17 protein-coding genes are annotated in these 18,222 nt (G+C 44.8%); 7 read left to right on the plus strand and 10 right to left on the minus strand.

Translation table 11 applies throughout. The features are described 5' to 3' along the window. The first annotated feature begins 151 nt into the window (after positions 1-151). Complete coding sequence (locus tag AB4351_RS15935; protein ID WP_009846137.1) at positions 152-409, plus strand: YdcH family protein; 258 nt, start codon at positions 152-154, stop codon at positions 407-409. A gap of 96 nt (positions 410-505) precedes the next feature. Further along, positions 506-1,030, plus strand: a complete 525-nt coding sequence (locus tag AB4351_RS15940; protein WP_102321382.1) for an N-acetyltransferase — start codon at positions 506-508, stop codon at positions 1,028-1,030. On the opposite strand, the gene manA is transcribed toward AB4351_RS15940, so the two are convergent. From manA to AB4351_RS15970, 6 genes are all read right to left on the minus strand, one after another. Continuing rightward, positions 1,027-2,232 carry a mannose-6-phosphate isomerase, class I gene (gene manA, locus AB4351_RS15945; protein ID WP_372126539.1) on the minus strand — a complete coding sequence of 402 codons (1,206 nt, stop codon included), beginning with the start codon at positions 2,230-2,232 and terminating at the stop codon, positions 1,027-1,029. The genes AB4351_RS15940 and manA overlap by 4 nt on opposite strands. Positions 2,233-2,515: 283 nt before the next feature. Further along, the gene (locus AB4351_RS15950) at positions 2,516-3,856 is read right to left on the minus strand and encodes an MFS transporter (protein WP_372126541.1); all 1,341 of its coding nucleotides are present in this window, start codon (positions 3,854-3,856) and stop codon (positions 2,516-2,518) included. Positions 3,857-3,864: 8 nt separating this feature from the next. Next, on the minus strand, positions 3,865-5,361 hold the full coding sequence (gene uhpB / locus AB4351_RS15955; RefSeq protein WP_372126543.1) for a signal transduction histidine-protein kinase/phosphatase UhpB: 1,497 nt from the start codon (positions 5,359-5,361) through the stop codon (positions 3,865-3,867). Then, the gene (uhpA, locus tag AB4351_RS15960; RefSeq protein ID WP_017061545.1) at positions 5,361-5,969 is read right to left on the minus strand and encodes a transcriptional regulator UhpA; all 609 of its coding nucleotides are present in this window, start codon (positions 5,967-5,969) and stop codon (positions 5,361-5,363) included. The genes uhpB and uhpA overlap by 1 nt, the downstream gene beginning before the upstream one ends. 147 nt (positions 5,970-6,116) lie before the next feature. After that, positions 6,117-7,511 carry a hexose-6-phosphate:phosphate antiporter gene (gene uhpT, locus AB4351_RS15965; protein WP_017061544.1) on the minus strand — a complete coding sequence of 465 codons (1,395 nt, stop codon included), beginning with the start codon at positions 7,509-7,511 and terminating at the stop codon, positions 6,117-6,119. A gap of 406 nt (positions 7,512-7,917) precedes the next feature. Beyond that, positions 7,918-8,256, minus strand: a complete 339-nt coding sequence (locus AB4351_RS15970; protein ID WP_017061543.1) for a DUF1840 domain-containing protein — start codon at positions 8,254-8,256, stop codon at positions 7,918-7,920. Between the two features lie 315 nt (positions 8,257-8,571). Here AB4351_RS15970 and AB4351_RS15975 point away from each other — a divergent pair, with 315 nt between their 5' ends. Next, a complete protein-coding gene (locus tag AB4351_RS15975) occupies positions 8,572-9,762 on the plus strand; it encodes a GGDEF domain-containing protein (RefSeq protein WP_102321386.1) in 1,191 nt (396 codons plus the stop codon). A 25-nt stretch (positions 9,763-9,787) separates the two neighbouring features. Here the strand turns inward: AB4351_RS15975 and AB4351_RS15980 are convergent, their stop codons facing one another. Beyond that, positions 9,788-10,072, minus strand: coding sequence for a hypothetical protein (locus tag AB4351_RS15980; RefSeq protein WP_017061541.1), 285 nt, complete (start codon positions 10,070-10,072; stop codon positions 9,788-9,790). Between the two features lie 157 nt (positions 10,073-10,229). On the opposite strand from AB4351_RS15980, the gene AB4351_RS15985 reads away from it, so the two are divergent. Continuing rightward, positions 10,230-11,102: a pirin family protein gene (locus AB4351_RS15985; protein WP_372126545.1), complete on the plus strand. Its 873-nt coding sequence runs from the start codon at positions 10,230-10,232 to the stop codon at positions 11,100-11,102. Between the two features lie 204 nt (positions 11,103-11,306). Here AB4351_RS15985 and AB4351_RS15990 read toward each other — a convergent pair whose 3' ends face one another. Further along, a complete protein-coding gene (locus AB4351_RS15990) occupies positions 11,307-11,588 on the minus strand; it encodes a pyrimidine/purine nucleoside phosphorylase (RefSeq protein WP_372126547.1) in 282 nt (93 codons plus the stop codon). Between the two features lie 307 nt (positions 11,589-11,895). Between AB4351_RS15990 and AB4351_RS15995 the strand changes: the two genes are divergently transcribed. Together AB4351_RS15995 and AB4351_RS16000 are read left to right on the plus strand one after the other, a co-directional pair. Then, positions 11,896-12,360 (plus strand): DUF2850 domain-containing protein, encoded by a 465-nt coding sequence (locus tag AB4351_RS15995; protein ID WP_017065063.1) that lies wholly within the window; start codon positions 11,896-11,898, stop codon positions 12,358-12,360. Between the two features lie 398 nt (positions 12,361-12,758). Further along, positions 12,759-15,299, plus strand: coding sequence for a glycosyl hydrolase family 18 protein (locus AB4351_RS16000; RefSeq protein WP_372126548.1), 2,541 nt, complete (start codon positions 12,759-12,761; stop codon positions 15,297-15,299). A 144-nt stretch (positions 15,300-15,443) separates the two neighbouring features. On the opposite strand, the gene AB4351_RS16005 is transcribed toward AB4351_RS16000, so the two are convergent. Then, a complete protein-coding gene (locus tag AB4351_RS16005; protein WP_017065066.1) occupies positions 15,444-16,292 on the minus strand; it encodes an alpha/beta hydrolase in 849 nt (282 codons plus the stop codon). 192 nt (positions 16,293-16,484) lie between these two features. Then, the gene (locus AB4351_RS16010) at positions 16,485-17,078 is read right to left on the minus strand and encodes a TetR/AcrR family transcriptional regulator (protein ID WP_029235279.1); all 594 of its coding nucleotides are present in this window, start codon (positions 17,076-17,078) and stop codon (positions 16,485-16,487) included. Between the two features lie 176 nt (positions 17,079-17,254). Here AB4351_RS16010 and AB4351_RS16015 point away from each other — a divergent pair, with 176 nt between their 5' ends. Beyond that, on the plus strand, positions 17,255-18,211 hold the full coding sequence (locus tag AB4351_RS16015) for an AEC family transporter (RefSeq protein ID WP_048610304.1): 957 nt from the start codon (positions 17,255-17,257) through the stop codon (positions 18,209-18,211). Positions 18,212-18,222 lie beyond the last annotated feature (11 nt).

Here is an 18,222-nt window from a genome sequence, read left to right on the forward strand (position 1 = left end):
AGCTATATACATACAAAAGGGCGCAAGTTCGAGGATAATCCTACGAGTTTACGCCCTTTTTTGATCGCTTTACGGCTTTGTGTTTTGAACCACATTTCTTTCGAAAAATTACTTCTATACTGTTAATAATTCGACTAGAGAGGAAGTGCCAATGCTCAATGAAAACCATGCCTTTATCTTAGATTTCCCAGATCTTAAATTAGACATTGTTCAGCTCAACCACGACGACGAAAAATTCAAAGCAGACATGCAGAAATACCACCAACTCGACTACGACATCCGTCAGCTAGAAATCTCTGGCAGCCCTATCGATGACGACAGCATGCACAACCTCAAAGTAGAACGCATGGAGCTCAAAGACTCGCTACACAAACAGCTCACGCGCCATCACGCGCTTAAGATCGTATAGAAAAATCAATCCAAGACTTTATTCTTAGCCATGCATCACGCATGGCTTTTTGGTTTCATCACTTCGCAAATCTAAGCTAATTCGGCTTCTTCAATTATGTTACTGTTTGCTTATTCAAAGGCGTTTGATAAGGAAGCGGTAAAAGTGGCAATGAAAGAAGAGAACATACAACTCCAACTCGCTTCAAATTCTGAATTCGATGAACTGTTTGCGTGTGTTAAACAAGGTATCTTCATACACGTAGATAGCGTTTTCGGCTGGGATGACGACTTTCAACGTCAACGACTTTTAAACGAATACCATCCATCTTGGTTTCATTGGGTATATCGCGAAAATAAAAGAGTGGGGCTCGCCTGCTTTAAACCTTATGACAACGCATACCATATTCATTTGCTGATCATTTCCCCCCAGTACCAAGGTCGTTCGCTTGGCAAGCAAGTCATGACTCTCATACATAAAAAAGCTATGGCAGAGCAACTTAGTCAAGTCACTCTATCGAGTTTTAAAAGTAATGCTCGTGCTATTAACTTTTATCAATCGCTTGGCTATCACGTTGTTGATGAAGGAGATGATGATTTTGTGGGGATGGAGCTCAATCTATACCACAAACACCATCTCTAATTAAACGCCCTAGCCACTCGCCCATTACTGCTCAGTACATAATGACCAATATAAGCTGGGATAAATACCGATTGCCCTTTGGTGAGTGTTAGGTGTTCACCTTTCTGACTCATTAACGTTAAATCATCATCTATCGCCATTAAAATTTCAGCACCGCTTGTGATGACTTCTTCTTGCTTTGGGCGATGAAAAATATTGAAATCAAAGTCACTAACTGGGATATCATAGCGATCACATTGACCTAACTTTGAAGGTGCTAACAACAAGCGTTCGAACGGAATTGGCGTGAATTTTGTGCAGGCGACTAACTCAGCGACATCAATGTGTTTTGGCGTTAAACCGGCTCGGAGCACGTTGTCTGAATTTGCCATAATCTCAAGCCCGGTTCCCTTAATGTAAGCATGCGGAGTGTTCGCATTCAAATACATAGCTTCACCTGGCTTCAGTGTGATCAAGTTAAGCAGAAGAACACAAAACAGACCGATATCGTTCGGGTATTGCTGGCTAAGCTCAGTAACCAAAGAAAACTCAGCTTGGTCTTGATGAGATGCTGCATAAGTCAGAAGTTGCTCTAATGCACGGTGTTTACGTTGGTCATTCAACGTTAATAAATCACGGAAAAATGCCTCTAAACCTAGAGAATCAAGGTGGTTGCCAAACTCTTCAACCAAACCAGCCAGCTCGCTCGAATCCAACGTTCTGAACAGACCTAATATTTCATCGAATTCTCGAAAGCCATTCATCGCTTGGTATTCAGTGATCGCGTAAACCAATTCAGGTTTGTGGTTAGAGTCTTTGTAATTACGGTGTCCTGCGGTCAGAGGAATGCTTGCCTGTTCCTCTCTCGCAAAGCCAATTTCAGCTTGGCGCTTGTTTGGATGGACCTGAACAGACAACGCCTTTTCTGCTGCCAAGATCTTAAACAAGAACGGTAGCTCACCGAACTCCTGCGCAATATCGCTTGATAGATAAGCGGGTTTATTCTTGTTAATCAATTCAGATAGAGGCACCAAATGCTGGTCCAACTTGACCATTGAGCAACCTTTTGGATGCGCTCCCATCCAAACTTCCGCTTGCGGCTCTTGTGACTCATTTTTGAAGCCAAACAGCTCTCGTATCGAAGAAATGCTTCCCCATGCATAATTTTGGATGGTGTTTTCCATTGGGAAAAATGAGTGTTCTGAGAAATGGCTGAGTGACATGGCGCTTTCCGTAATGAGCCCTTTGAACACAATTCAGAGAGCTGATTTCTAATAACGTAAATAATTAGAAAGACTACAGAGCTCGGCTAGAACCCACATGAGATGAGGTCTTAGACGCAATAGGAAAAATTCTTAGAAACAGGTGAGAATGATGAAAAGCGTGAAAAGAGTCACATTTGAATATCACGTTTAGAAAGCGCCGAAAATAAGATAGCGGCTTGTATCGCACTGGTTACAGCAGCGATACAAACACCAGCGACTATCTTATTATCGAGAAGGATTCTTAAAAGCCAGAGCGAACCTCTGCACTTTTCTGAGGTGATTGAGCTTGCAAGAAAGGCAGTAACAGCAAGCCAATAACGGCCGCACAAGTAGAGATGGTAATGAAGAACCCACTCCAACCGTAAGTTTCTAGAACCAGCGCTAATGGGTAACCAGAAAGTGCTGCTCCCATATAAGCAAACAAGCCAACAAAACCTGTCGCTGCCCCGGCAGAGTCTTTATGTGAACATTCAGCCGCCGCCATGCCAATAAGCATTTGAGGGCCAAAAACAAAAAAGCCGACACAAAAAAGCCCAGCCGCTTGAAACACAAAATTGGTTAAAGGCATCAACCACAATGCAGAAACTGAAAGAAATATGCCGATGGCAAACAAGATGTTCATTGGACCGCGGTTGCCACCAAACAGCCTATCCGATCCCCACCCAGCAACAAGTGAACCAACGAAACCGCCAATCTCAAACAGAGACAAGGCAGCGTTGGCGTTTATCAAACTGTAATTGTGTTCTTCGGTTAGGTATAAGTTACCCCAGTCGTTGACCGCCGTTCTTACGATGTAAACCAGCACATAGCTAAAGGCGAGCAACCAAATGTACTTATTGCTGAACACATAGGTTTTCAATATTTCTCGATAGCTTAACCCTTGTCCATGATTCTCTTGCGCCAACTCTAGATGGTCACTGCGCCACTTCCCTACCGTCGGGAGTCCCATAGTGGTGGGCTTGTCACGTAAGCGCCAGCAAACGATAAGACCGATAAAAACACCAATCACACCCGGCCAGATAAACCCAGCTCGCCAACTGAATTGCAGCGTTAGATAACCCACGAGAATAGGAATTAGCGCCCCACCAACGTTGTGTGCTGTATTCCATGTAGCCCAGCGAAAGCCTCTTTCGGAGCGAGAATACCAGGTCGTCAATAACTTAGAACACGATGGCCAGCCCCAACCTTGGAACCATGCATTAAGTACCCAAAGCGAGATAAAAGCCGCTAACGAACTCGAAAAACCAAACGCGATATTGATCAAACCTGTCGCGATTAGGCCGAGCCCCATGAAGTAACGCGGGTTCGACCGATCCGATATCGTGCCTGATATAAATTTCGATAAGCCATAAGAAAGATAAAAGAGCGTGCCAATTAAGCCGATATCGCCTTTGTCCAAACCTAGATCGGTGATCATTGCAGGCGCGGCGTAATTAAAGGTTTTACGAGTGAAGTAAAAACCCGCATAGCCGACATACATTCCTATCATGATGTGAAGGCGCCAATAGCGATAACTCTGATTGACCTCATCATCAGTTAGAGCATCACTCTCTGACGTTGTTGAGCGCAGAAATCCAAACATATTCGTTCTCACACTTTAGGTAATGTAACGCTGATATTGGTACCCGAAGATGAGCCATTAGCGTTGATTGTCATCTTGCCGCCGAGCGCCTGAACACGCTCTTGCATACCGCGAACACCCATTCCTTTGAGAAGATCTTGCGCTGTAAAACCAATGCCATTATCTGATATCTGAAGATAAGCCTGGTCACCTAAAAGCAGTTCAATTCTGATTTCGCTCGCGTTGGCGTATTTAGAGGCATTGTTTAGAGATTCTTGGCACAGCCTGAAGATAGTGACCTTAAGCGTGTCACTCAAACACGAGTAATCACCTTGCCAATTTAACTGAATATCAACGCCGTGATCCGAAAACTCCATCTCTCGAATAAGCTGTTCCACGGAATCTTTTAGGTCCAGATCGTCCAGCATCTTAGGTCTTAATTTTGTAAGTAGACGTTTGGTGGTGTCATAAACATTCAAAGATAATGATTCAATGGTACCCGCACAGCGAACGCTCATCTCAGCCGCGTCGACACGTTTAATAATGCTTGCCTGAGTACGAATTGCCGTGATGTTTTGGCCGATTTCATCATGCAGTTCACGCGCAATATCACGACGAACAGACTCTTCAGCGGTAACTAACTGACGTGAAAGGTTTTGATTTCTGGAAAGCTCACTGCGTAATTTCGAGTTGAGATCTTTCTGCTTTTGAACCGCTAAACCAAGTAATATACCGGTGATGGTTTGAGCAGACAGAGACAAGAGCAAGTCGGTAATTTCGAGTTTGGATGTTCCGCTGTGGGCTGCAATCAACGCGACACTATTTAACATTGTTGCAAGCAGAGCGCCTTGCCACCCGTAACGAACCGCGAGCAAGATAATAGGGATCGCCATACAGAACGGGGCGAAGCGCCTTAGTTCATCAGGCAAACTGGTTTGTATCAAAATACTGGCGACCAACAAGACACTATATAAAGCGATGTGACGGATTTTGAACTCAACGACATTATTGATTAAGTAAGAGCTCAGTGGCGCCCACTTGTTTTGGAATAGGTAGTTCCAGACCAGATAACACATCGGTACCAGCATCAATCCGCCAGTGATACTCACCAACCACACCATGTAAACAGCCGGAACATGAGAACCCACCACGGCAACGTTAATGAATGCTGTGACCATGATTAAGCTCCCCATCACTAACAAGTGACGATTCTGGTCACCAGAATAATAACGCTTGGCAATTAGCGTAGCAGGAATACTCAATCCACTGGCGATGAGTATCGTCAGCCATTGAGGTTCATCAAGCAGTAGAGCTAAAGCAATCGCGAGCCCCCACTCTGCAATATAGATGGCAGGCCAATAGTGGGTGCGAGTGTGCAGCGTCATTCCCAGTCGAAGTGAAAACGGGAAAAGCAGAATCGCTAACTCAGGGTTATTAATGAAATAGAAGGCAATAACCCATAAACAGAACCATGCACAACCAGCCATAAAAAACCCACACAGGGAGGTGGCTAGGTAAGAACGCATTAGTACTGGTCTTGTGTAAACAGTTTCGCTAACTCGACGTTATTCTTAACATTGAGTTTGTCCATCGCATTGGCACGGTGTACATGCACCGTTTTATGGCTAACCCCTAGCTCTACGGCGATAGATTTTACATCGAGCCCTGTCGCCAATAACTGACACACTTCGCTTTCTCTGCGGGTGAGCTGATTTAAAGAGGCTTTATTCTTCATGGGCGTCGCAAGCTTTATGGCGATATCGGGCGTGAGATAACAGCCACCATTTGCGCTCGTGTGTACGGCTTGGATTAACTCATCAGGGCTACAGCGCTTGCTGAGATAACCTTTGGCTCCTAACTCTAATGACTTCTCAACCATCGCCGGAGAGTCATGTACGCTCAGCATGATACTGGCAATGCCTGATGGAATCTCTTCCAATAAGCTCAGGCCACTTTCGTCTTGCATTGAGATATCTAAGATCACGACATCAGGGTGACAACTTGGCAATCCTAGGCGCGCTTCTGCCGCAGAGTTGAATTCCCCCACGACCGTAATATCAGCTTCAAGACTGAGTAATTGAGCAAAGCCAGATCGAACAATGACGTGGTCATCAACAAGCGCAACATTAATCATGATATTAACCAAAATTAAGAGTAAGAAAGAAAAATAGCCCCAACAGGAGCTATCTAAAATTAAGTTTATTAATAGAGATGATACTGAATCGAACTAACGATTGGTATGATCTCACGTGCTTTAAACCAATAAAGCACGTGAGACTCGCTACGCGTTTTGAGACGCTAAGTGTATTTTCTTAGCGTGGCGAATCTTCTTCTCTTCCGCAACCGCAACGAATAGCAGTAACACGATACAAATGGCAGCTGACGTATCAAGCGCTGCGAACGTGCCTTTCCAACCCGTTAAGCCAAAAATAGGTGTGCCGTCTGCAATCATACCTAGGCCAAGTTTGGCAAAGCTGTCACCAATTAAGTAAGCAAATGTACCTTTCACGCCATCCGCAACGCTGATTGCTTTCTTAGGCACGAAACCTACTGCAGCAACACCAATCAGCAACTGAGGACCAAATACTAGGAAACCAAGCACAAACAGTGATGCTAGGTACATGAACTCACTGGTTGCATGCTGGTAGAACTCTAGCGAAACGATAATCAGGCCAAGCGATACACAAGCAACCAAAGCACGGCGTCCGTTCGCAAGGTCTGACAGATAACCCCACATTAACGTACCGACCAGTGCACCAACCTCAAACAGAGTGAAGCCTGAAATCGCGGTTTCTTTTGATAGACCTAGCTCTTGATACGCATAAACGGTAGACCATTGATCGATACCGATACGAACAATGTATAAGAAGATATTCGCGAAGCAGAGCAACCAGATCACTTTGTTTTTCAGGATGTATTCAACAAAGATCTCTTTCTTAGTCATTTGATTTTCTTCAGCAGCCGTATCTTCTTCGCTGACTTCTTCATCAAACAACTCTTCAACCGTACCTAGACCATAGGCTTCTGGAGAGTCATTACCAAAGCGCATACCAATAAAGCCAACCACAATCGCAATGATTGATGGGAACACGAACATACCGATCACGTTGCCATCAAATAGGTAGTTAGCTCCAAACAGAGCAACACCAGCGGCACCTGCGCCACCCACGTTGTGCGACATATTCCAAAGGCCTAAATAAGAACCACGCTTGTTACGAGGCGTCCATTTAGTGATGGTCGAGTAGCTTGAAGGACCGCCGGTACTTTGGAAGAAACCACTCAACGCATAGAAGGCAACCATCAAGAATAAGCTAGCACTGCCACCGCCCATACTGAAGCTGAAGCCCAACATAGCGATACCAGAAAGGACAAGCATGAATGGCAGGAACTGCTTGGTGTTTTTACCATCGGCATAATAGGAAACGACGGTTTTACCGATACCGTAAGTGATAGAGAAACCCAGACCGATAAGACCTAGATCCGTCATCGATAATCCATAAGTAGAAATCATGTCGTTTTGCGCGACATTGAAGTTCTTACGGATCAAATACATGGTTAGATAACCAATGAACACGACGAGGTAAGATTGTAGGAATGGTTTAAACCACATTTTTCTTCTAGTTTCGACCGGAAGATCCAGCGTCGGTTTTCGAACCTGATCTAGGAACTTTAACATTGTGAACTCTCTTATTTTTTGTGAGGTCTGCACGGCATAATTGCGGCCATACATTGTTTGTTAGTTGACCGTGAAATAATAAGGAGTCTAAAAATCGACCGCATGAGAGAGGGTCTTAGAATAACTAGGAAAAATTCTTAGTTCAGAATTGGGAGTCAAGAAAGCGTGAACAGCATCACTTTGTTTACGGTCTGTTATGGATTGATATTACGATAACAAAAGTCACTCATTTCAGGGCTGACGAACCTTGTAAATAAACAGAAACGAGTGGATTACTTCACTAAAAAAACACCAGTATCGGTTCATCACCATAAAACTCCATGGTCATGGTGTGTCCGATACTGGTTCAGCATTCATTCTGATTAAAATAGATTCAATAGGCTTGTTACGTTTCGCGTGAATCGTACTACAGTCGCTTGCCGCTACCGTCTTCCCACATTACTTCACATTCATCTTTGATGGCAGCTTTTAATAATTCAACCAGTGGGAACGCTCGACTACCGATATTAACAGGCGCTTCAACCACCTCTTCTTCATTGTCGTCATCAGTATTTTCATGCTCTACGGACTTGCTCTGCTCTGCTGCAATAGCAGCACGTAGATTATCCAGAGCTTGAGGAACCTCTGAAGCATCCATAGCACCTGGGATGGAGCCGCTATGCCCAAGCATCTTGATGAACTGGAGGCCGACTTCACCAAACATCGTGACACTAGCATGAGCTTTACAACTAAAGGTAATTAACATAATGAGCCTTTCTTAATTTTGGTCGTTTACAAACTATGTGGAGTAACTCTCTGGAAAGCAAGTAGATAAACATCAAACAACGGTTACAAGTTTGATGCTTAAATCTAATCTTCTAGAGATGACCAGCACCATCGGTGATATACATCACTATTTGGAATTGATTGAACAGCCTTTCATATGAAACCTTGATAGTAGTCACACTAAATAGACATCTAAGCCTCTGCATAGCTTGTTATTTAATCTACTATTAACACCATTATCAAAAACTTTGGCACAGATCACATGAAAAGGCTCGTCGGCAGGCACCTAGAAGAAATGGCGGACATACGATCCACCCGCAAGCAAAAAATTGTCCACTCCTTTTCACTGACTGCCGCTGCGTTATTCATTTTCTATACTTGGGCTTACTTCGAAGGCGAGCATTACACGCTGTCAATATTCGAATTGTGCTTCGCCATCATTGCCATTTCTAACGCTTTATATGTAAGAAAAGTCATCAATCCTGAGTATTCCGAATTGATTCTGAGTGGTGTTCTTCTAGTTCAGGGCGTCATCCTATTCTTGTACAGTCACGCCATCCCAGATCGCATCCTCTGGCTCTACCCAATTCTGGCCGCGGTCATTTTCATTAATGATTTCAGAATTGGCATAATCTTCAGCACCTCGTTTTGCCTGTTCATCAGCACCTTGATTACAGCAATGCCCAACAATTTTTCTTTACCATTTAACAGCACACACAGATTTTTCCTTAGCTTATTTACCATGAGCTTGGTGTGCCACACATCCGCCTATTACTACACAAAAGCCGTCAGTTATATTCAACGCCTGTATAAAGAAGGCATTGAAGATCTCGCTTACAGAGATCAGTTAACCGGCTTGGCAAACCGTTGGAGCTTTGAACGCTGGGCGACAGAAAAACTAGCCACCGTGGATAGTGAGCGATCACTTACGGCATTGGTCTTTTTGGATATAGATGACTTTAAAGGCATTAACGACAGCTACGGGCACGATGTGGGAGACAGTGTCTTACAGCATTTTGCCAATCGCTTGAGCAACAACATTCGAACCAGAGACAGAAAAAGCCATGAATACGATTATTCCATCGCGCGCTTTGCTGGAGACGAGTTTGTTCTGATGCTCTACGATGTGCCAACTCGTAAAGATCTAGACGGCATTCTAGATAGGATCTGCGGGCTGTTCGAAAGCGGCTGCCAAACAAACGAGAGAATCAAGGAATTGACGTTAAGTGTTGGGGTTGCTTTGTATCCGCAAGATGCCCAAGAATTACATGAGCTGACGAGATGTGCTGATAAAGCGATGTATGTTGCCAAGCATTCAGGAAAAAACCGATATGCTTATTATCACGACAACCCAGTATCGACCCTGATAGAAGAACTACCAACGAGCCTTGTTAGCTCAGCACCGGATTCATCTGAACTTGAAGATTGCTTTGAAGCGAAGATCGAAGGGAACAATGTTACGCTATTAAAAACGCGCCAACGCTAGCCATTCCTATAACGGAGCGGCGCTGCTAACCTGCAAGGTACATAAGCCAAAGACTCACTAACCCGATCATAATAATCCATATGACTTGACGTGTTCGGTTTGGGTTATTCCCTTTAGGTCGCCTCACCACGGTTTTAAAAGCGGCTTGCTTAGCTGACTGAATAAACGGCGCTTCTATCTCACGTTTTTTCACGCGGCGTTTAACTGCGCTGTTTGCAACCTCTGTAAAGCGCTGGCTTTGCTCCGTTGTAAAGTCGTTATCAAAACCTATCCGACCATGCCTTTCGCCATGTTTTTGCTGAACTGCCATAGCGGCCTCCTTGGCGATATACTCTCTATTGAGTATAGACATAATTTCATATTGTTACCTGTTCAAGATTTTCGAATAAGTCACTCAACGCTGTGCCATCTTCTTTTTAAATCAAATTACATAAACTACAGCTATTCAAGTTTATGAGGGTTTCAAAATGACGAATGTAAGAGCAGTAGATCATGTGATTACAGCACATGCCACCTCAGATGGTGATGGCGTCAAAATCCAACGACTCGCAGGTTTTAATAACGCACGTTTCTCTCCATTTTTAATGATTGATGAACTGAAGTCGGATGAAAGCAAAGACTATGTTGGCGGCTTTCCTCCACATCCTCACCGTGGGATAGAAACGCTCACTTACATGCTCCAAGGTCACTTCCAACACAAAGACCATATGGGGAATGTTGGAGAGCTACGCAGCGGTGGCGCTCAATGGATGGCCGCAGGCCGTGGTGTCATTCACAGCGAAATGCCAATGATGGAAGAAGGTGCGCTGCATGGTTTTCAGATTTGGATAAACCAACCTGCGACACACAAAATGCAGCCAGCTCAGTATCACGATTTCCAAAGTGAAAGCATCGCGGAGCATCAAAGTGAACAAAGTGATTTGTTAAGAGTGATTGCCGGAGGGTTTGAACTGCACAACCAAACTGACAAGGATTCAGAGGCTTTACGAGCGCAGGGTCCATTACAGAAAACAGGTGTGCCATTAAGCGTTGCGGATTGGCGCTCTCATTCTGGGCAAAAAGTGACGTTAGGGACTAATGTTAATCACAATGCCATGACTTATGTGTACCGAGGCAGTATTAAGATCGGCGACAAAGTCATCAACCAAAGTCAACTTGCCCTGCTCACCAAAGCTGAATTGTTGTCTTTAGAAAGCCTAGAAGATTCAGGTGTACTGATTTTTTCTGGTCAGCCGATTAATGAACCTGTCGTGCACTATGGTCCGTTTGTCATGAACTCGATGGAAGAGATTGAACAGACAATTCAAGACTACAACAACGGTGTGTTTGAGACTTACTGATGTCTTGGCTTTGAGCTTTGAGCTTTGAAGGTTGAAGAGATTTTGCAACGAACAACGATTTGGTCATCCATTTGATGACTACAAAAACAAGTGACACTATCCACTGCCGGTTACTATCACTTATTTAACCACGCTCCTAGAGCGTGGTTTTTTTCTATTCAATCAGAGACAAACGATGCCCTGATTGAACAAATTTAGATCTGATTACAAATACTCACATAGGTAAGCTGTCGCTTCTTTTACCTGTAGGTCGAATGAAGAGTCACCCGCAACGTCAAAAGACTCACCAGATTGGTATGTCGTCCAGTCATCATCGCCAACACGCTTTACAATCAAAGCACCTTTAACAACGGTCATCTTTTCTGGAGCCGCAGTACCGAACGTATACTCACCAACCGCCATTACACCAACACTCACATCAGCACCAGACTGGTTAAACGCTAACGACTTAACGCCACCTTCAAAGTATGTGTTTTCTTTAATCATTGTACTTCCTTGTTATCTTCAAATTGCAATTATTGAGCTCACCGAGTAAGCCTATGCGTAAATTTAGGTGATAATTGTTTTAACCAATTCGAGACTTTCCTACAAGAAATAAATACGCATAGCTTAAGCATTTCTGGAATTCGCTTTCATTGATAACGTAAATACTGAGGAGCAAGGCTAATAACCATTAACACAACCACATTTATTAGAACATTCGATCCTGCTTCTAACTCTTAGAACAATTTTTGCAAACTAAGGTTTTAGTTAATAGAATCTAAAACAATATCAGTCGAAAAATGAAGAGATAATGGCAAAAAAGCCGACTAAAAGCAGAGATCTATTTGCCAACTCGTTACTCTACGGCTTCCTATTAGCTGGCTTTATGGTTGCCCTCACCGCCGGCTATTTTGCTTACCAAGCCCACCAGCAATCTGTCAGCCCAAGCAACGTCTATGGCACATGGATAGAGATTGCGGCGCCACCTTACAACACCGACATCCTGACACTTTCAGAAAACGGTGTGATGATGAATCATCGTCTTATCACTACCTCATTCGATTTTGACGGGAAGATCGTCACGATCAACACTGGCTCTGGAACCACCGTTTACACCATCAGTGGTACTTACGATTCGCCTCGCTTAAAGCGATTAGAGCCAAGCGTACCATCTCAGCAATTTATTAAAGAAGGCTACGAAGATACTGCGACTGGTGATACCCATAGTGTCATGCAACAACGACGCGCTTCCTTAGCTGAGCAATTCAAAAGATAACCCTCTTATCCATACTGCCATAAGCATTCGTCTTCAAGTTTACCCGTCGATCGACCCCGCTCGCTCAACATACTTCACTTTGTGATTCAGCTTCAATCCACAGTATTTTCTTATAGTTTGTCGCACCTTTTCATAACTTCATGTCGTGAATTTTCACTTGTGAGATTTTCCTACTGAAGGATGTTTTATTTTATAAAACATGGACTCAGCCTCTCATTCATTAAGCAACAGAATTGTAACAAGATACAATTTTTTAGTTGTCCATCGAAAACGGATTTATTTTCAGTTATGAAATTAAAACTCTCTCGAATACTGACTGGGAAGCTCCTTCAAAACTGATTGGAGCCGTTTATGGGGCCATTGGGTTCTCGTAATCTTCAAGGAATGAGAGAAATAGTATGATTCGTATAAATACCTGTGCTGCAAGCATTGCTCTAGCGCTATCTGGTACAGCATTAGCTGCTCCAACAGCACCTAGCATCGACATGTACGGTTCCAATAACCTGCAATTTTCTAAAATTGAACTCGCGATGGAAACCACCTCTGGCTACAACCAGATGGTGAAATATCACGACCAAGCGAAGGTCGACGTTAAGTTCAACCAATGGAGCGGAACGTCAGGAAACACGTACAACATCTACTTTGATGGCGTTAAAGTAGCCACTGGCCCAATCACTGGCAGCCAAACCACGGCTTCATTCGAATATGGCCAAGGCGGCTTATTCGAAATGGAAATAGAAGCGTGTGACGAAACAGGTTGTAGCAAAAGCGCACCCGCTAAAATCACGATTGCCGATACCGATGGCGCGCACTTAGCACCACTTGCGATGAATGTGGATCCAAACAACAAGTCATACAACACCGATCCAAACACGGTAGTAGGTACTTACTTTGTTGAGTGGGGTATTTATGGTCGTGACTACACGGTAGATAACCTACCCGCTGATAACTTGACCCACATCCTTTACGGCTTCATCCCAATTTGTGGTCCTAACGAATCAGTAAAATCGGTAGGTGGAAACAGCTACAACGCACTAATGACAGCTTGTCAGGGTGTTAACGATTACGAAGTGGTGATTCATGACCCATGGGCCGCTTTCCAGAAGAGCTTCCCTCAAGCGGGCCACGAATACAGCTCACCTATCAAGGGTAACTACGCAATGATGATGGCGCTCAAACAGCGTAATCCTGATTTGAAGATCATCCCATCGATTGGTGGCTGGACGCTATCTGACCCGTTCTTTGATTTCACAACCAAAGCCAACCGAGACACCTTCGTCGCGTCTGTTAAGAAATTCCTCAACACATGGAAATTCTACGACGGTGTCGATATCGATTGGGAATTCCCTGGTGGCGGCGGTGCTGCACCTGATCTTGGTGATCCTGTGAACGATGGCCCTGCTTACATAGCACTGATGGCAGAACTACGCGTGATGCTCGATGAGCTAGAAGCTGAAAATGGTCGCACTTACGAACTCACATCAGCCATCGGTGTTGGCCACGATAAAATTGAAGACGTGAACTATGGAGATGCTATCCAATACATGGATTACATCTTTGCGATGACTTATGACTTCTACGGCGGTTGGAATAACGTATTGGGTCACCAAACAGCATTGAACTGCGGTAACTTCATGCGCCCTGGTCAATGTGATGGCACTGGGCTTGATGAAAATGGCGAACCATACACAGGCCCAGCTTACACCACAGACAACGGCATCCAATTGCTACTTGAACAAGGCGTTCCAGCGAACAAACTTGTGGTTGGTACAGCGATGTACGGTCGTGGCTGGGAAGGCGTATTACCATCATCACTCACCGATCCGAGCGACCCTATGACAGGTGTTGGTAACGGCAAACTGAAAGGCAGCTCTGCACAAGGTGTCTGGGAAGATGGCGTTATCGACTACAAAGGCATTAAGGCGAACATGCTTGGTGCGAACAACCAAGGGATCAATGGCTTCGAATACGGCTACGACGAAATGGCAGAAGCGCCTTACGTTTGGAATCGCACCTCAGGTCAGCTAATCACATTTGATGATGACCGCTCGGTAAAAGCAAAAGGCGCGTACGTTCGTAGTCTTGGTCTTGCAGGTCTATTCTCTTGGGAAATTGATGCAGATAACGGCGATATCCTGAATGCAATGCATGAAGGTCTTGCTGGCGGTACAACAGATCCTGTCAACCGCAAACCTACGGCAGCTGCAGGTGCCGACCAATCCGTTGAAGGCCCAGCTTCTGTTTCTCTAGACGGTAGCGCTTCAAAAGACAGCGACGGCACGATTGCAAGCTACGCTTGGTCACAAGTAAGCGGAACAGCCGTAACTCTGGCCAACGCGAATGCTGCAGTTGCAAGCTTCGATGTGGTTGAAGTCGCTCAGCAAGAAACACTAACCTTCAGCCTAACGGTAACGGACAACGAAGGTGCTACTTCTACTGACACCGTTGTTGTAACAGTAAGCCCTAAAGATACAGGCCCAGTAAACACAGCACCAGTAGCAGTGGTTACGGCTCCGGCTGAAGTTAATGCGGGTGATGTAGTCGTGGTTGATGCTTCGGCTTCAAGCGATGCAGACCAAGACACATTGACCTTCACATGGGATGTACCTGCTGGTATCGATGCAACGGTTCAAGGTGCTTCAGCGAGCTTTGTCGCGGCGGAATACACGCAAGATACAACGCTGAACTTCTCTGTAACGGTCAGCGATGGCACTGATACATCGGTTGCGGCTACTTCAGTGAAAGTTCTAAAGAAAACCACAGGCGGCGGTACGTGTACTAACGCTTGGGATTCAGGCGCGGTTTACACTGGTGGCGACCAAGTGACTCAAGGCGGTAAGGTTTGGGAAGCGAAATGGTGGACAACCGGTGAAGATCCAACAACGACAGGCCAATGGGGCGTGTGGAAAGAGATCGGCCCAGCAAGCTGTGCTAACTAAAAATAGGGTTGAGCTAAACACCAACTAAGCACCTAAAAGCAAGGCCAACCAGATAATGTCTGGTTGGCCTTTTTAATGTTTGTTTTCTTAGCTTTGAGCTTACGATCTTTTTACTGGCGTCCTACTGACTTGCGCTCGTTGTGCTTAGCCAATTAAGTTATCAAAGCTCTCGAACACTTGTGGGCACTTCATTACTCGCCCGTGGCCCTGTCCTTGAGTCGCAATTAAAGTAACGCGACCCATTTCATTAGCCGCACGCTGAGACACATCAAACTTAGTAAACTTGTCTTGCTCATCATGAACGATGATCGTCTGAGACTCACGAAGCGCTAGCTTTCCATAGGGATCAACAGACTGAATCGGGTAGTTAAACTGCTCTTCGACTTCTCCAACTACCGCCTCGAACAGTTTCATTGAGTAGCCAGAACGCGCAACGCTGCCAAATAGGTTTTCTAGATAATCCAGTACAGGTGCAATCAGCAATAATGGCTTGTTTTCCAATTTAACGTGCTTACATTCCAACGCAGAAGCCGTGCCCATACTGTGACCGACCAAACCTGCTACCTCACCCACCGAATCGAGAATCGCTTCAAGGCCGTTCACAAACGCAGGAATATGACCATGTACACCATCACTGCCACCATGAGCAGGGTGATCATAAGCCAGAGCCGTAAAACCTTTAGCAGCAATATGTTCCATCAGAGGGAAAAACTGACTCGCGGTGCCAGACCAACCATGAGTCAGCACCCAAACAGGCCCCGTACCCAAAGAATAGGTTTTTAAAACGCCATCACGACCTTTGATTTCACTCTTGATAAGCCCTTGGGGATCAGCATTTTTCTGCTCAGTACGCATTGGAGTGAGCAGCAACTTACGTGCGGTTTTCTTCGCATGACTCGGCGCTAGGATGTAATGCAGGTTGGTTGTTGCGCCAATTAAGCTGCGCTTGAAGCTGAATTTGTTCGATGTATTAAAGTAGATTTTGTCACTCATGACCGGTCCTTGTATCGCCATCATCATTGGCGGATCGAGCTCGGCCCTGAAAATCGAACGACCGTGCTATTTGTTAGTATAAAAAATGACGATAGCGCTGTTTATGATTGCTTGCCGCCACTTCTGTTAAAATCTTTTGCAAACCTTAGTTAAGCAAAGTCACATGATTTGCGAGTTAACCTGCTGTATGTATTAAACCGCTCTCCAACTGGCTACCAAGCGCTCGACGCCACTCCAAAAATGGGTGTGGCTCGCTTGTTGGCCTCGTAACGAGTAGAACAAGTTCGCACTCAAATAAAGACCGTATAACTCGAAGGTTGCCTGTTTCGGGTCTAAATCGGCTCTGAACTGTTTGCTCTCAACCGCTTTTGCTACCTGAATCGTCAAGTAGTCAATCCACACTGAAATGGTTTTCTGCAGTGCTTTCTGAATCACAGACCTTTCACTGCCCGCATCTTTCCATGCATCAATAAACATGCAACTGCCTTGGAATGAATGGTTCCAGCCCAGCCAATTGTCGAGCAGCTGTTTCAATTTCGCTTCAATATCACCATCTCCCAGCTCTCTTGCGGGAATGATGACTCTTTCGGTGAATATGGCGTTGGAATACTCGAGTACAGAGAGTTGCAGGTTTTCTTTAGAGTTGAAGTGTGCAAACAAGCCACTCTTAGACATGCCACACTGCTTGGCTAACTCGCCAATCGTCAAACTCTCAAGCCCATTCTCACTTGCAAGCGCGAATGCATGGCTCAAAATATACTCTTTGGTTATCTTTCCCTTACTCATTATTCACCAATAATAAATCTGATACATTATTTTTAGCACGTTCGTTCTTTTTTTCAAGATTTTTTACTTAACCCTAGGTATTCATTTTGTCTTATCAAAGAACTGTGGAAAAATGCGACAGTATTCAAAGGAATTTGAGTTAACCGATTATTGAGTTTAATAACTAGGGAAAGAGAATGAACACACTTTGGGAACAGTTTGCGTTTTCGGCGTCGGTAACAGGCCCTATCTGTTTAATGCTGTTTCTTGGTGTGATGCTCAAGCGAATCGGCTTAATCAATGACAATTTCATTGATGTCGCATCTAAGGTGGTATTTCAAGTCACCCTGCCCGCGATGCTATTTCTGAGTATTGTTCAATCGAATCACAACTTTTCAGCCAGTAGCGCGTTAGTTGCGTTTGGCGTCATCGCTAACTTTGTCTTTTTCTTGTTCACGATTTTCTCAACCAAATTAGTATTTAAAGGTTCGAAAGATCAAGGTGTGATTGTCCAAGGTGGATTCCGCGCCAATACCGCGATCATCGGCCTCGCCTATGTGGCTAATATCTATGGCAACCAAGGCGTGGCATTGGCGGCTATCTATGTCGCATCTCTAACCGTGTTGTATAACATTCAAGCCGTGATTGCACTGACACCCAAAGGCGAAGACACTGGTGCGAAAGCGATTAAAGTGATCGCTAAGTCGATTACCAAGAACCCATTGATCATCGCTATTTTCTTAGCGGTCGTCTTCTATGCGCTTTCGATTCCTATCCCAAAAATGGTCACTGATGCTGGTCAGTACTTTGCCAACATGACGTTACCTTTGGCACTGCTGTGTACCGGTGGGTCGCTGGACATCAGCTCGCTCAAACAAGAAAAGTTATCGACGTGGTTCGCCTCTAGCTACAAGTTAATTGCCTCACCGTTACTGATTACACTGGCGGCTGGGTACTTAGGATTTGAAGGGCTCGATCTCGGGCTTATCTTCTTGATGAGCGCAGCACCAACAGCAGCGGCAAGCTACGTTATGGCTCGTGCGATGGGAGGAAACTCAACACTGGCGGCTAACATCATCGCGCTTACTACTGTTGTTTCTCTTATCACTTGTACTCTCGGTATTTTTGTACTTACTGCAATGGATTTAATATAGCTGCGACAGGC

The organism is Vibrio sp. 10N.261.51.F11 (assembly GCF_041471665.1).
In the GTDB taxonomy this organism is placed as follows: Bacteria; Pseudomonadota; Gammaproteobacteria; order Enterobacterales; family Vibrionaceae; genus Vibrio; species Vibrio crassostreae_C.

Bases quoted from the DNA above. Each gene is read 5' to 3' on its own strand.
- AB4351_RS15975 (WP_102321386.1), top strand. From the start codon at position 8,572: ATGGCGGACATACGATCCACCCGCAAGCAAAAAATTGTCCACTCCTTT.
- AB4351_RS15935 (WP_009846137.1), top strand. From the start codon at position 152: ATGCTCAATGAAAACCATGCCTTTATCTTAGATTTCCCAGATCTTAAA.
- AB4351_RS15980 (WP_017061541.1), bottom strand. From the start codon at position 10,072: ATGGCAGTTCAGCAAAAACATGGCGAAAGGCATGGTCGGATAGGTTTT.
- uhpB (WP_372126543.1), bottom strand. From the start codon at position 5,361: ATGCGTTCTTACCTAGCCACCTCCCTGTGTGGGTTTTTTATGGCTGGT.
- uhpT (WP_017061544.1), bottom strand. From the start codon at position 7,511: ATGTTAAAGTTCCTAGATCAGGTTCGAAAACCGACGCTGGATCTTCCG.
- uhpA (WP_017061545.1), bottom strand. From the start codon at position 5,969: ATGATTAATGTTGCGCTTGTTGATGACCACGTCATTGTTCGATCTGGC.
- AB4351_RS15995 (WP_017065063.1), top strand. From the start codon at position 11,896: ATGGCAAAAAAGCCGACTAAAAGCAGAGATCTATTTGCCAACTCGTTA.
- AB4351_RS16015 (WP_048610304.1), top strand. From the start codon at position 17,255: ATGAACACACTTTGGGAACAGTTTGCGTTTTCGGCGTCGGTAACAGGC.
- AB4351_RS16010 (WP_029235279.1), bottom strand. From the start codon at position 17,078: ATGAGTAAGGGAAAGATAACCAAAGAGTATATTTTGAGCCATGCATTC.
- AB4351_RS15940 (WP_102321382.1), top strand. From the start codon at position 506: ATGTTACTGTTTGCTTATTCAAAGGCGTTTGATAAGGAAGCGGTAAAA.
- AB4351_RS16000 (WP_372126548.1), top strand. From the start codon at position 12,759: ATGATTCGTATAAATACCTGTGCTGCAAGCATTGCTCTAGCGCTATCT.
- AB4351_RS16005 (WP_017065066.1), bottom strand. From the start codon at position 16,292: ATGAGTGACAAAATCTACTTTAATACATCGAACAAATTCAGCTTCAAG.
- AB4351_RS15985 (WP_372126545.1), top strand. From the start codon at position 10,230: ATGACGAATGTAAGAGCAGTAGATCATGTGATTACAGCACATGCCACC.
- AB4351_RS15970 (WP_017061543.1), bottom strand. From the start codon at position 8,256: ATGTTAATTACCTTTAGTTGTAAAGCTCATGCTAGTGTCACGATGTTT.
- AB4351_RS15990 (WP_372126547.1), bottom strand. From the start codon at position 11,588: ATGATTAAAGAAAACACATACTTTGAAGGTGGCGTTAAGTCGTTAGCG.
- manA (WP_372126539.1), bottom strand. From the start codon at position 2,232: ATGTCACTCAGCCATTTCTCAGAACACTCATTTTTCCCAATGGAAAAC.
- AB4351_RS15950 (WP_372126541.1), bottom strand. From the start codon at position 3,856: ATGTTTGGATTTCTGCGCTCAACAACGTCAGAGAGTGATGCTCTAACT.